The sequence below is a fragment of the Streptomyces sp. NPDC096310 genome (genome assembly GCF_044763125.1).
Lineage (GTDB): Bacteria > Actinomycetota > Actinomycetes > Streptomycetales > Streptomycetaceae > Streptomyces.
On record NZ_JBIWFO010000017.1, the window covers coordinates 31,068 to 44,298 of the forward strand.

The 13,231-nt window shown below is 71.1% G+C and carries 10 protein-coding genes; 5 read left to right on the forward strand and 5 right to left on the reverse strand.

Annotation, left to right across the window (positions count from 1 at the left end):
- Positions 1–146: 146 nt before the first annotated feature.
- The gene (locus tag ACIQ7D_RS26470; RefSeq protein WP_403941506.1) at positions 147–1,100 is read right to left on the reverse strand and encodes a heme o synthase; all 954 of its coding nucleotides are present in this window, start codon (positions 1,098–1,100) and stop codon (positions 147–149) included.
- Between the two features lie 322 nt (positions 1,101–1,422).
- Between ACIQ7D_RS26470 and tkt the strand changes: the two genes are divergently transcribed.
- From tkt to pgl, 5 genes are read left to right on the forward strand one after another with little or no spacing between them, the layout of a single operon-like run.
- Positions 1,423–3,513, forward strand: coding sequence for a transketolase (gene tkt, locus ACIQ7D_RS26475; protein WP_403941507.1), 2,091 nt, complete (start codon positions 1,423–1,425; stop codon positions 3,511–3,513).
- A gap of 34 nt (positions 3,514–3,547) precedes the next feature.
- Complete coding sequence (gene tal, locus ACIQ7D_RS26480) at positions 3,548–4,666, forward strand: transaldolase (protein WP_403941509.1); 1,119 nt, start codon at positions 3,548–3,550, stop codon at positions 4,664–4,666.
- A 4-nt stretch (positions 4,667–4,670) separates the two neighbouring features.
- A complete protein-coding gene (zwf, locus tag ACIQ7D_RS26485; RefSeq protein ID WP_403941511.1) occupies positions 4,671–6,203 on the forward strand; it encodes a glucose-6-phosphate dehydrogenase in 1,533 nt (510 codons plus the stop codon).
- The gene (gene opcA, locus ACIQ7D_RS26490) at positions 6,200–7,240 is read left to right on the forward strand and encodes a glucose-6-phosphate dehydrogenase assembly protein OpcA (RefSeq protein WP_403941513.1); all 1,041 of its coding nucleotides are present in this window, start codon (positions 6,200–6,202) and stop codon (positions 7,238–7,240) included. The genes zwf and opcA overlap by 4 nt, the downstream gene beginning before the upstream one ends.
- Positions 7,237–8,019 carry a 6-phosphogluconolactonase gene (gene pgl, locus ACIQ7D_RS26495; RefSeq protein ID WP_403941515.1) on the forward strand — a complete coding sequence of 261 codons (783 nt, stop codon included), beginning with the start codon at positions 7,237–7,239 and terminating at the stop codon, positions 8,017–8,019. Before opcA ends, pgl begins: the two co-directional genes overlap by 4 nt.
- Positions 8,020–8,115: 96 nt before the next feature.
- Here the strand turns inward: pgl and ACIQ7D_RS26500 are convergent, their stop codons facing one another.
- The 4 genes from ACIQ7D_RS26500 to ACIQ7D_RS26515 all read right to left on the reverse strand — a co-directional run bounded on the left by ACIQ7D_RS26500 (position 8,116) and on the right by ACIQ7D_RS26515 (position 13,189).
- Positions 8,116–9,738: a PH domain-containing protein gene (locus tag ACIQ7D_RS26500; protein ID WP_403941517.1), complete on the reverse strand. Its 1,623-nt coding sequence runs from the start codon at positions 9,736–9,738 to the stop codon at positions 8,116–8,118.
- Positions 9,735–10,232, reverse strand: coding sequence for a PH domain-containing protein (locus ACIQ7D_RS26505; protein ID WP_403941519.1), 498 nt, complete (start codon positions 10,230–10,232; stop codon positions 9,735–9,737). Before ACIQ7D_RS26505 ends, ACIQ7D_RS26500 begins: the two co-directional genes overlap by 4 nt.
- Before the next feature lie 4 nt (positions 10,233–10,236).
- The gene (gene pgi / locus ACIQ7D_RS26510) at positions 10,237–11,889 is read right to left on the reverse strand and encodes a glucose-6-phosphate isomerase (RefSeq protein ID WP_403941685.1); all 1,653 of its coding nucleotides are present in this window, start codon (positions 11,887–11,889) and stop codon (positions 10,237–10,239) included.
- 88 nt (positions 11,890–11,977) lie between these two features.
- The gene (locus tag ACIQ7D_RS26515; RefSeq protein ID WP_403941521.1) at positions 11,978–13,189 is read right to left on the reverse strand and encodes an MFS transporter; all 1,212 of its coding nucleotides are present in this window, start codon (positions 13,187–13,189) and stop codon (positions 11,978–11,980) included.
- Positions 13,190–13,231 lie beyond the last annotated feature (42 nt).

The following is a 13,231-nucleotide window of genomic DNA, read 5'->3' on the forward strand; positions in this document are numbered from 1 at the left end:
GGGCCCGCCGGGGGGGCGGGGGGGGGGGGCCCCCGGGGGGGGGGGGGGCGGGGGCCCGGGGGGCCCGGGGGGCGCGGGGGGGGGGGGGGGGCCCCCCCCCCCCCCCCCCGCCCGTCGCGGGTGAAACGTCCGCTCCCGGAGAGCGCCTAGCGGAGGAAGGGGTCCACCGCGACGGCCACGAAGAGCAGCGACACATAGGTGATGGACCAGTGGAACAGCCGCATCTCCTTGAGCTTCGCGCCCGACTCCCCGGCCCTGGCGCGCGACTGGAGTCCGTGCGCCTCCCAGAGCCAGAACCCGCCGGCCAGGAGCGCCACCACCGTGTAGAACCACCCGGTGTACCCCAGCGGCGTCAACAGCAGGGAGACGGCGACCATCACCCAGCTGTAGAGGACGATCTGGCGGGCCACCACGCGGTTGGTCGCGACGACCGGGAGCATCGGGACGCCCACGCGCTCGTAGTCCGCCTTGACGCGCATCGACAGGGGCCAGTAGTGCGGCGGCGTCCAGAAGAACATGACCAGGAAGAGGATGACGGCGGCCCAGGACACCGAGTTCGTCACGGCCGACCAGCCGATCAGCACCGGCATACAGCCCGCGATACCGCCCCAGACGATGTTCTGCGAGGTACGGCGCTTGAGGATCATCGTGTAGACGACGACGTAGAGAAGCAGCGCACCCAGCGAGAGGACCGCGGACAGCCAGTTGACGAGAAAGCCGAACCAGAGGGTCGAGACGACCGTCAACGTGAGGCCGAAGACAAGTCCTTCACGCGGCGAGACCATTCCCGTGACAAGGGGGCGCTGTGACGTGCGGTCCATCAGCGCGTCGATGTCGCGGTCGATATACATGTTGAGCGCGTTGGCGCCACCGGCGGAGAGATAGCCGCCGATACACGTGGTGAGCACCAGCAGCAGATTCGGCACTCCCTGCTGAGCCAGGAACATCACCGGAACGGTGGTGATCAGCAGCAGTTCGATGATCCGCGGCTTGGTCAGCATCACGAACGCCTTGACGCGGGCACCGAACGGCCGGTGGCCCCCCGAGCTCGGAGTCAAGGCGACCCCTGCGGGTCGGGACTCGACGACCGTCACACACACCCCTGACAGAGAAATCCCAGCAAGCTTCCGGCAGTGAAGGCCCCGTAAAGACTTGCGCTTACCGCGCCACTCTAGACGTTGCCCATATCCCGTTCGGCGCCGGGGTGGGGCGTGCGGAGTCGTGTTGAACGCCGCGTTGAACACGGTCCCGACCCGCCCCGTACACCCTGCCGACAGCCCGCCGAGAGGCGAAGTTCCCGCGCGCACCGCACCCTGGAAAGACGCTCGGAAAGATGTCGGATGCTGCGGGTAGGCTCGACAATGACCCGGTGCGCCCTCAGACACCGGGATGAGAACATGTGGAGAGGAGCCCTGACTCAGGGTGAGCACCAAGCCGACCACCACAGACCTTGAATGGACCGAATTGGACCGTCGGGCTGTAGACACCGCCCGCGTCCTGGCCATGGATTCCGTACAGAAGGTCGGCAACGGCCATCCGGGTACGGCCATGAGCCTGGCCCCCGCCGCGTACGTGCTCTTCCAGAAGCTGATGCGCCACGACCCCTCCGACGCGCAGTGGACCGGCCGTGACCGGTTCATCCTCTCGGTGGGCCACACGTCCCTGACGCTCTACACCCAGCTCTATCTGGCCGGGTACGGCCTGGAGCTGAGCGACCTGGAGGCCTTCCGTACCTGGGGCTCGAAGACCCCGGGCCACCCGGAGCACGGACACACGGTCGGCGTGGAGACCACCACGGGCCCCCTCGGACAGGGTGTCGCGAACGCGGTGGGCATGGCGATGGCGGCGCGGTACGAGCGCGGACTGTACGACCCGGAGGCGGCGGCGGGCACCTCGCCGTTCGACCACACCATCTACGCCGTCGCGGGCGACGGCTGCCTCCAGGAGGGCATCTCCGCCGAGGCGTCCTCGCTGGCCGGGCACCAGAAGCTGGGCAACCTGGTCCTGCTGTGGGACGACAACCACATCTCGATCGAGGGCGACACGGAGACCGCGGTCTCCGAGGACACCCTGAAGCGGTACGAGGCGTACGGCTGGCACGTCCAGCGGGTCGAGCAGGCGCCCGACGGCGACCTCGACCCCTACGCCCTGTACGAGGCGCTGAAGGCGGCCAAGGCCGAGACGGAGCGCCCCTCGTTCATCGCGGCCCGCTCGATCATCGCCTGGCCCGCGCCGAACGCGCAGAACACCGAGGCGGCGCACGGCTCGGCGCTCGGCGCCGACGAGGTCGCGGCGACGAAGGAAGTGCTCGGATTCGACCCCGAGAAGTCCTTCGCCGTCGAGGACGAGGTCATCGCGCACACGCGTGAGGCGCTGGACCGGGGCCGCGAGGCCCGCGCGGCCTGGGAGAAGACCTTCGCCGCCTGGCGCACCGCCAACCCGGAGCGCGCGGCCACGTTCGACCGCGTGCGGGCGGGCGAGCTGCCGGAGGGCTGGCAGGACAAGCTGCCCGCGTTCGAGACCGGCAAGGCCGTCGCCACGCGCGCCGCGTCCGGCAAGGTCCTCCAGGCGCTGGGTGAGGTCATCCCCGAGCTGTGGGGCGGTTCCGCCGACCTCGCGGGCTCGAACAACACGACCATCGACAAGACGTCGTCGTTCCTCCCCGAGGGCAACCCGCTGCCGGAGGCGTCGCCTTACGGCCGCACGGTGCACTACGGCATCCGCGAGCACGCGATGGGCTCGACGATGAACGGCATCGCGCTGCACGGCAACACCCGTATCTACGGAGGCACCTTCCTGGTGTTCTCCGACTACATGCGCCCCGCCGTCCGGCTCGCCGCGCTGATGAAGGCCCCCGTCACCTACGTGTGGACGCACGACTCCATCGGCCTCGGCGAGGACGGCCCGACGCACCAGCCGGTCGAGCACCTGTCGGCGCTGCGCGCCATCCCCGGCCTGAACATCGTCCGCCCGGCCGACGCCAACGAGACGGTGATCGCCTGGGCCGAGATCCTCAAGCGGCACGACAAGGGCGCCCCGCACGGCCTGGCGCTGACCCGCCAGGGCGTGCCGACGTACGAGGCCAACGAGGAGGCGGCGAAGGGCGGTTACGTCCTGTTCGACGCCGAGGGGCCGGACGGACAGGCCACCACCCCGCAGGTCGTGCTGATCGGTACGGGCTCCGAGGTGCAGCTCGCGGTGGAGGCGCGTGAGCAGCTCCAGGCGGCCGGGGTGCCGGCGCGGGTCGTCTCGATGCCGTCGGTCGAGTGGTTCGAGGAGCAGGACCAGGCGTACAAGGACAGCGTCCTGCCGCCGGCCGTGAAGGCGCGGGTGGCGGTCGAGGCCGGTATCGGGCTCACCTGGTACCGGTACGTGGGCGACGCGGGCCGGATCGTGTCGCTGGAGCACTTCGGGGCTTCGGCGGACGCCAAGGTCCTCTTCCGCGAGTTCGGTTTCACCGCCGACGCGGTGGTCACCGCCGCCCGGGAATCTCTTGAGGCCGCGGCGCGCTGACGCCAATATACGAACTGTAGGAGATGCAAACCTCATGACAGACGCACTCAAGCGCCTCTCCGACGAAGGCGTCGCGATCTGGCTCGACGACCTGTCGCGTAAGCGGATCACGTCCGGGAACCTGGCGGAGCTCCTCGACCAGTCGCACGTGGTGGGTGTCACGACCAACCCGTCGATCTTCCAGAAGGCGATCTCGGGCGGCGACGGGTACGACACCCAGCTCACCGACCTCGCCGCCCGGAAGGTCACCGTCGAGGAAGCCATCCGCATGATCACGACGGCGGACGTCCGGGACGCCGCCGACATCCTGCGCCCCGTCTTCGACGCGACGCAGGGCCAGGACGGCCGGGTCTCCATCGAGGTCGACCCCCGTCTCGCGCACAACACCACGGCGACCATCGCCGAGGCGAAGCAGCTCGCCTGGCTGGTGGACCGCCCCAACACCCTCATCAAGATCCCGGCGACGAAGGCGGGGCTGCCCGCGATCACCGAGACCATCGGCCGGGGCATCAGCGTGAACGTCACGCTGATCTTCTCGCTGGAGCGGTACCGCGAGGTCATGGACGCCTATGTCGCGGGTCTGGAGAAGGCGAAGGCCGCGGGCCTCGACCTCTCCAAGATCCACTCGGTGGCGTCCTTCTTCGTGTCCCGGGTGGACACCGAGATCGACAAGCGGCTCGACGCGCTGGGCACGCCCGAGGCCAAGGAGGCCCGCGGCAAGGCGGCCCTGGCCAACGCGCGGCTCGCGTACGAGGCGTACGAGGAGATCTTCTCTTCGGACCGCTGGGCCGCCCTGGACCGCGCTCAGGCCAACAAGCAGCGTCCGCTGTGGGCCTCGACGGGCGTCAAGGACCCCGCGTACAAGGACACGCTGTACGTGGACGAGCTGGTCGCGCCCAACACGGTGAACACCATGCCGGAGGCCACCCTCGAAGCCACCGCCGACCACGGCCGGATCACCGGTGACACGGTGCGCGGCACGTACGACACGGCGCGCGCCGACCTGGAGGCCGTGGAGAAGCTGGGCATCTCGTACGACGAGGTCGTCCAGCTCCTGGAGGACGAGGGCGTCGAGAAGTTCGCGACGTCCTGGAACGATCTGCTCAAGTCGACCGAGGCGGAGCTCAAGCGCCTCGCCCCTTCGGAGGGCTGAACCCTTGACCGCAACCCACGGAGCGAACCCGCTCCGTGACGCCGCGGACCGACGGCTCCCGCGTATCGCGGGGCCGTCGGGCCTGGTCATCTTTGGCGTCACGGGCGATTTGTCCCGCAAAAAGCTGATGCCTGCGGTCTACGACCTCGCCAACCGTGGTCTGCTGCCGCCGGGCTTCTCCCTCGTCGGCTTCGCCCGCCGTGAATGGCAGGACGAGGACTTCGCGCAGGAGGTACACGACGCGGTCAAGGAACACGCGCGTACGCCGTTCCGTGAGGAGGTCTGGCAGCAGCTCGTCCAGGGGATGCGCTTCGTCCAGGGCGACTTCGACGACGACGACGCGTTCGAGAACCTGAAGTCGACGATCGCGGAGCTGGACAAGGCCCAGGGCACGGGCGGGAACTTCGCGTTCTACCTCTCCGTGCCGCCGAAGTTCTTCCCGCAGGTCGTCCAGCAGCTCAAGAAGCACGGGCTGGCCGACCAGACGGAGGGCTCCTGGCGCCGCGCGGTCATCGAGAAGCCGTTCGGGCACGACCTGGCCTCCGCCAAGGAGCTGAACAAGGTCGTCCACGAGGTCTTCCCGTCCAACGAGGTCTTCAGGATCGACCACTACCTGGGCAAGGAGACCGTCCAGAACATCCTGGCGCTGCGGTTCGCCAACACCCTCTTCGAGCCGATCTGGAACCGGTCGTACGTCGACCATGTCCAGATCACGATGGCCGAGGACATCGGCATCGGCGGCCGGGCCGGCTACTACGACGGCATCGGCGCGGCCCGTGACGTCATCCAGAACCACCTGCTCCAGCTGCTCGCGCTGACCGCGATGGAGGAGCCCGCCTCCTTCGACGCGGACGCGCTGGTCGCGGAGAAGACCAAGGTGCTGGGCGCGGTGAAGCTGCCCAAGGACCTGGGAGAGGGCACGGTGCGCGGGCAGTACGCCGCGGGCTGGCAGGGCGGCGAGCAGGCCGTCGGCTATCTCCAGGAGGACGGGATCGACGCCCGGTCGAAGACCGACACCTACGCGGCGGTGAAGCTGGAGATCGACAACCGCCGCTGGGCCGGCGTCCCCTTCTACCTCCGTACCGGCAAGCGGCTCGGCCGCCGGGTCACGGAGATCGCGGTCATCTTCCAGCGTGCGCCGCACTCGCCCTTCGACCACACGGCCACGGAGGAGCTGGGGCAGAACGCCCTGGTCATCCGCGTCCAGCCGGACGAGGGCGTGACGATGAGGTTCGGCTCGAAGGTCCCCGGCACCTCGATGGAGGTCCGGGACGTCTCGATGGACTTCGCGTACGGCGAGTCCTTCACGGAGTCCAGCCCCGAGGCGTACGAGCGGCTCATCCTCGATGTGCTGCTCGGCGACTCGAACCTCTTCCCGCGATTGGAGGAGGTCGAGCTGTCCTGGAAGATCCTCGACCCGATCGAGCACTACTGGGACAAGCACGGCAAGCCCGCGCAGTACGCGTCCGGGACCTGGGGTCCGGTCGAGGCGGACGAAATGCTCGCACGAGACGGACGGAGCTGGCGTCGGCCATGAAGATCGACCTTACGGACACCACGTCCAGCAAGATCAACAAGGCGCTGGTGCAGGGGCGCCGCGCGATCGGCACACCTGCGGTCGGCATGGTCCTCACGCTGGTCATCGTCACCGACGAGGAGAACGCGTACGACGCGCTCAAGGCGGCCAACGAGGCGTCCCGCGAGCACCCGTCGCGCAAGCTCGTCGTCGTGAAGCGGGTCTCGCGCTCGGCGCGCGACCGGGCGCAGGCCCGGCTCGACGCCGAGGTACGGGTCGGCACGGACGCGGGCACCGGCGAGACGGTCGTCCTGCGGCTGTACGGCGAGGTGACGGACCACGCCCAGTCGGTGGTGCTGCCGCTGCTGCTGCCCGACGCGCCCGTCGTGGTCTGGTGGCCGGTCAACGCACCGGTCAACCCGGCCAAGGACGCGCTGGGCAAGCTGGCGCAGCGCCGTGTGACGGACACGTACGCGGCCGAGCACCCGGTGGAGGAGCTGACGGCCCGCGCCGACGCCTACACCCCGGGCGACACCGATCTGTCCTGGACCAGGATCACGCCGTGGCGCTCGATGGTCGCGGCGGCCCTGGACCAGGTGGACTGCAAGGTCACCTCGGTCGAGGTGGAGGGCGAGGAGCACAACCCGAGCGGTGAACTGCTCGCGATGTGGCTGGCGAACCGGCTGCGGGTGCCGGTACGGCGCTCCGTCTCCTCGGGCCCCGGGCTCACGGCGGTCCGGATGGAGACGACCTGCGGGCCGATCAAGCTGGACCGGGCCGACGGCTCGCTCGCGACGCTCTCCATCGAGGGGCAGCCGGACCGCGCGGTCGCCCTGAAGCGCCGGGACACCGCGGAGCTGATCACGGAGGAGCTGCGCCGGCTGGACCCGGACGACACCTACGCGTCGGCGCTGAAGTTCGGTGTGCACCGGCTGGGGGACTCGAAGTCCTCCTCCATGCCGCCGCTGCCGACACGGGAGGCGGGTTCGTCGGAGCACGCGCCCACGCATCCGGTCACGCCGGCGAGCATGCCGGTGAAGAAGGCGGCATCGAAGTGAGCGCTCCGCAGCTCGTCGTCCACCGCGACAAGGAGCTGATGGCGCAGGCCGCGGCGGCCCGGCTGATCACGAAGATCGTGGACGCCCAGGCCGCGCGCGGCTCCGCGTCGGTGGTGCTGACGGGCGGGCGCAACGGCAACGGGCTGCTGGCCGCGCTGTCGGCGGCGCCCGCCAGGGACGCGGTGGACTGGTCACGGCTCGACCTGTGGTGGGGCGACGAACGCTTCCTGCCGGAGGGCGACCCGGAGCGGAACGTCACGCAGGCCCGGGAGGCACTGCTCGACTCGGTGCCGCTGGCCCCGGAGCGGGTGCACGCGATGGCCGCCTCGGACGGGCCGTACGGCAGCGATGTGGAGGCGGCCGCGGCCGCGTACGCCACGGAGCTGGCCGCGGCGGCCAGGCCCGAGGACCACGGCCCGGTGCCGACCTTCGACGTGCTGATGCTGGGGGTGGGCCCGGACACCCATGTCGCGTCGCTCTTCCCCGAGCTGCCGGGCGTCCGGGAGACCGAGCGCACGGTGGTCGCGGTGCACGGCGCACCCAAGCCGCCGCCGCTGCGGATCTCCCTCACCCTGCCCGCGATCCGCGCGGCGCACGAGGTCTGGCTGCTGGCGGCGGGCGAGGACAAGGCGAAGGCGGCGGAGATCGCGCTGTCCGGCGCGGGTGAGATCCAGGCCCCGGCGGCCGGTGCGTACGGCCGCAGCCGCACCCTGTGGCTGCTGGACGCGGCGGCGGCCTCGGCCCTCCCCCGCGATCTGTACCCCCCGGCCTCCGCCTGAGAGTTCCCCTGAGGGTCCGTACACCTGCGCGGCCCGGCTCGCCTCCCCGGCGGCCGGGCCGCGCAGGTGTACGGGCGGGGGCGCCCGCCGGGTGGATCAATGCTTCCCGGGCTGCGGAAAGGGCTTCTCCAGGAGAGATGTCTCAGGGACGGGCATCTCCAGGAACGGCCTCAGCAGGCCCGGAACCGCCGCGTCCGCGAAGGCCAGGGCCTCGCTCTCCGCCGCGTCGTGCACGTGGTACGCGCCCTCTCCCGCGGCCGTCGTGGCCGTGAGGGTGACCAGGCCGGCCCGGCGCTGGAAGAGGGACTGCCGGACCGTCCAGCCGATCACGCCGGTCCGCTGGAGCACAACCGTCGAGCGGCGGACCGTGCCCGAGCGGGCCACCAGATAGCCGCCGCTCAGACCGTGGCCCAGATTCCGGTAGGCATCCAGGGCGAGCAGGACCGCCGCCGGGAGCAGCAGCACCGCACAGGCCGCCGCCACCGGCAGGAGGACATCCGTCAGCAGCAGCCCGAGCCCGGCGAGCAGCGCCACCGGCAGCAGCGCGGCGGCCAGGGACCAGCGCAGCCTGCGGCCCCGGGCGGCGCGCGGGTGCCGGATCAGAGGGGCCGGGTCCGTCGGGGAGACGGTCTCCCGCAGGACCCGCGCGGCCACCGTGTGGGCCGTCGCACGGGGCGCGGCGGGCAGCAGCGCCTTGTTGTCGGCGTGTTCGTCCTCGTCGTCCTGGGTGAGGCCGGTGGCGACCGCGTCCACCCGCGCCGCGCCCGCCAGCCGGACGCCCAGCGGTTCGACCAGCTCGACGCCGCGCAGCCGGCGCTCCTCGATGGAGACGGAGCGGGAGGTGAGCAGTCCGCGGCGGACCCGAAGGGTGCCGCCGGGCTCACGCTCCAGCCGGTAGTTCCACCACATCTCGATCCACAGGCCGAGCGCGCCGACGATGCCCGCGAGCGCCGCGGCGGCCACCAGGATCAGCACCGTCCAGACGAGCGGGGTGCTCTCGAAGCGGTCCCGTATCCAGGCGATGACCTGGGTCTGCGCGCCGAACCACTCGCTGATCTGGAGCAGCCCGCCGGCCGCCGCGCCGCCGAGCACCGGGGCGACGAACGAGATCGGCGCGTACCGCAGCCAGCGAGGGTCGAGGACGGCGAGCATGCCCTCGGGGTGGGTCCCGGCTCCGTCCGGGGTCCGGTCGAGCAGTTCCGTACGGAGCCGTTCGCCCTCGGCCCGGGTGACCGGGTCGAGTTCCAGTGTGGACTCGCCGCCGGAATGCTCGCCGGTGCCGATACGGACCTTCACGAGGCCGAGGATCCGCAGCAGCGGATGTGCCGTCAGATCGACGCTGCGGATCCGTTCCCGGGCCAGTGAACGGCGTTTGACCAGGAACAGGCCCGTATGAAGTTCGGCGCGCTCGGGCCCTATCCGGTAGCGGGTGCGGCGCCAGCGGACGTATTCACCGCCCGTGCCGGCGACGACGAGCAGGGTGGCCCCGGCCACCACCCAGGCCACCGACTCGCCCAGCGGCATCCGGCCGGCCATGCCGACGGCGGTGGGCAGCCCGGCGCCGAGGACGACCCCGGCCAGGACGAGGGCGGTGGCCAGCAGGGTGCGCCGGTCGAGCCGCCGCCACTCCGCCTCGGTACCCGCCAGCCCGGCCGGTGCGGTGGCGTCCGGGGCGGCGGCGTCCGCAGCCTCCACGGCCGGTTCCGGCGGGCCGCTCATGTCGCGTCCCCCGGCGTGGCCTGGGTGATGTGGGTCAGGCGCTCGGCGAGCCCCGCGGCCAGCTCGTGGTCGAGGCCCCGCAGGTGCACCGCGCCCTTGGAGGAGGCGGTCGTGACGATGACGGTGGAGAGCCTGAAAAGCTGCTCCAGCGGGCCGCGCACGGTGTCCACGGTCTGGATCCGGGACATCGGCGCGATCCGCCACTCCTGCCGGAAGAAGCCGGTACGGACGTACACGGCCTCGTCCGTCACCTCCCAGCGGTGCACCTTGAACCACCACACGGGTATCAGCGCCGTACCGGCGAGACCCAGCACCGCGAGGGCGGCCGCCGGGCCCAGCAGCCATCCCCGCGCGGGCGCGATGAGCACGCCGAGCACCACCAGCACGGCCACCGGGACCAGCGTCGCCAGCAGGCACTGCGCGCGCCACCAGCCGACGGCACGCTCGTCCAGCGTGTTGTTCGGCGGTCGCAGTCTTCGCACCCCCTCCCCCATCGGCTCAGCGGCCCCGCAGCGAGCGGTACGTGGCGACCAGCGCGGCCGTCGAGCCGTCGAGCCGGTCGCCCGCCGCCTCGCCGGTGAGCACGGGCTCGATCTCCTTGGCGAGGACCTTGCCCAGTTCGACGCCCCACTGGTCGAAGGAGTCGATGTTCCACAGGGCTCCCTGTACGAACACCTTGTGCTCGTACAGCGCGATCAACTGGCCCAGCACGGACGGGGTCAGCGTCTCCGCGAGGATGGTCGTGGTCGGGTGGTCGCCCCGGAACGTCTTGTGCGGCACCAGCTCCTCGGCCACCCCCTCGGCCCGTACCTCCTCGGGCGTCTTACCGAAGGCGAGCGCCTGGGTCTGGGCGAAGAAGTTCGCCATCAGCAGGTCGTGCTGGGCGACCAGACCGCGCAGCAGATCGTCCACGGGCCGGGCGAAGCCGATGAAGTCCGCCGGGATGACCTTCGTCCCCTGGTGGATGAGCTGGTAGTACGCGTGCTGTCCGTTGGTGCCCGGGGTGCCCCAGACCACGGGACCGGTCTGCCACTCCACCGGACGGCCGTCCCGGTCCACGGACTTGCCGTTCGACTCCATGTCGAGCTGCTGGAGATAGGCCGTGAACTTGGACAGGTAGTGGCTGTACGGCAGGACCGCGTGCGACTGGGCGTCGAAGAACGCTCCGTACCAGACGCCCAGGAGCCCGAGCAGCAGCGGCGCGTTCTCCTCGGGGGGCGCGGTGCGGAAGTGCTCGTCGACGAGGTGGAAGCCGTCCAGCATCTCGCGGAACCGGCGGGGCCCGATCGCGATCATCAGCGAGAGCCCGATGGCCGAGTCGTACGAGTAGCGTCCGCCGACCCAGTCCCAGAACTCGAACATGTTCGCCGTGTCGATACCGAAGTCGGCGACCTTCTCGGCGTTCGTGGACAGCGCCACGAAGTGCTTGGCGATCGCCTCGGGACCGGCCCGCAGCTCCGTCAGCAGCCAGTCGCGGGCCGAGGTCGCGTTGGTGATGGTCTCGATGGTGGTGAAGGTCTTGGACGCGACGATGAAGAGCGTCTGGGCCGGGTCCAGGTCCCGTACCGCCTCGTGCAGGTCGGCGCCGTCCACGTTGGAGACGAAACGGACCGTCAGGTCGCGGTCGGTGAAGGAGCGCAGCGTCTCGTACGCCATGGCGGGGCCGAGGTCGGAGCCGCCGATGCCGATGTTGACGATGTTCCTGATGGGCAGCCCGGTGTGGCCCGTCCACTCGCCGTGCCTGACCTGGTCGGCGAAGGTGGCCATCCGGTCGAGCACGGCGTGCACCGCCGGGACGACGTTCTCCCCGTCGACCTCGATCACGGCGTCGCGCGGGGCGCGGAGCGCGGTGTGCAGGACGGCGCGGTCCTCGGTGGTGTTGATCTTCTCGCCGCGGAACATCGCGTCCCGCAGCTCCGCGACCCCGGTGGCCGAGGCCAGCTCGCGCAGGAGCGCCAGTGTCTCGTCCGTCACCAGGTGCTTGGAGTAGTCCAGGTACAGGTCCCCCACCCGGAGGGTGTAGCCGGTGCCGCGCGCCGGGTCGGCGGCGAACAGCTCCCGCAGAGAGGTGCCCGCCAACTGTTCCCGGTGCTTGCCCAGAGCGCTCCACTCGGGCGTCCGGTTGAGCCTGGTACGGCTTTCCGCGTTCATCTCGGACATCAGCCCACTTCTTCTCGTGCCTGTGTGCCGGCGTGGCTATACGCCCGCGAGTCTGTCTGTCCCCACTGTCCGTCCCAACTTAATTGATCAGAGTGCCGAGCGAGGCGACAGCCAGTGCGAAGAGCCCGGCGGCGAGCAGGGCGGGGGTGTTCAGCCCCCAGCCGGCCGCCGCGGCCCCGGCCAGCAGCGCGCCGAGCGGCGCCCCGGCGAGCGCGAGGGTACGGAACGCGGAGCTGATCCGGCCCAGCATCTCCTGGGGGCTGCGCTCCTGCGTCAGGGTGGTCTGGCTGACGTTCCACACCATGTTCATCGCTCCGAAGATCCCGAGGCAGAGCGCCGGCGCCCAGATCTCCCGTACCGAGCCGAGCGCGGCCAGGCAGGCTATCTGTACGGATCCGGCCAGGAACATGGCCCGTACGCGCCCGATCCGCTCGGCGAGTCGCCCGGCCAGCAGACCGCCGACCACGCTCCCCGCGCCGAAGGCCGTGAGCGTCAGCGCGTACGCCCGGTCGCCGCCGCCCAGCCAGCCCGTGACATGCAGGACCAGCGTCGCGATCAGCCCTCCCATCGCGATGTTGCAGAGCGTCGTGGCCAGGCACAGCCCGCGCAGCGTCCGGTCCCCCGCCAGAAACCGGATCCCCCCGGCGATCTCCGCGCGCAGCGTGGAACCGGCCGCGCGGGGCGGGCGCTGCGGCGCCGCGATCCGCAGGGAGGCGATGAGCAGGGCCGCCATCCCGTACGTGACCGCGTTGGCCGCGTGCGGCGCGGCGACGCCGACGAGCAGCAGCAACGGGACCAGCGGGGCGGCGAGGAAGGCGCTCGCGATCTGCTGCCCGGTCATCAGCCGGGCGTTGGCAGCGGCGAGGACCGGACGCGCCACCACGGAGGGCAGCAGGGCGGAGGCCGCGTTGTCGAAAAGCGTCTGGAACGTGGTGAGCAGGAACGCGAGTGCCAGGAGCAGCGCGATCGACGCGTGCCCGAGGGCGACGGCCACTGCGAAGGCCGCCATCAGCACGGCCCGCGCCAGGTCGACGCCCCACATCGCCCGCCGCTGGTCGACCCGGTCCGCGAGCGCCCCGCCGACCAGCCCGAACAGCAGCCACGGCAGATAGCCGCAGGCCGTCACCGAGGCGATCAGCAGCGGGTTGTCCGTGAGCGAGGCGGCGAGCAGCGGCAGGGCCGCCGTCCGCAGCGCGTCACCGAACCGCGAGACGACCGCGGCCGACCACAGCCGCCCGAACCCCCCGCGCCAGGCGGGCGCCCGTACCTCCCCCGTGCCGACAGCCGTCATCGCTACCCCTCCCGGTCGACTGGAACAGACCGTACGGGGTGC

Coding starts and splice junctions, on each gene's coding strand:
- ACIQ7D_RS26515 (WP_403941521.1), bottom strand. CDS start 13,189: ATGACGGCTGTCGGCACGGGGGAGGTACGGGCGCCCGCCTGGCGCGGG.
- ACIQ7D_RS26505 (WP_403941519.1), bottom strand. CDS start 10,232: ATGGGGGAGGGGGTGCGAAGACTGCGACCGCCGAACAACACGCTGGAC.
- opcA (WP_403941513.1), top strand. CDS start 6,200: ATGAAGATCGACCTTACGGACACCACGTCCAGCAAGATCAACAAGGCG.
- tal (WP_403941509.1), top strand. CDS start 3,548: ATGACAGACGCACTCAAGCGCCTCTCCGACGAAGGCGTCGCGATCTGG.
- ACIQ7D_RS26500 (WP_403941517.1), bottom strand. CDS start 9,738: ATGAGCGGCCCGCCGGAACCGGCCGTGGAGGCTGCGGACGCCGCCGCC.
- pgi (WP_403941685.1), bottom strand. CDS start 11,889: ATGAACGCGGAAAGCCGTACCAGGCTCAACCGGACGCCCGAGTGGAGC.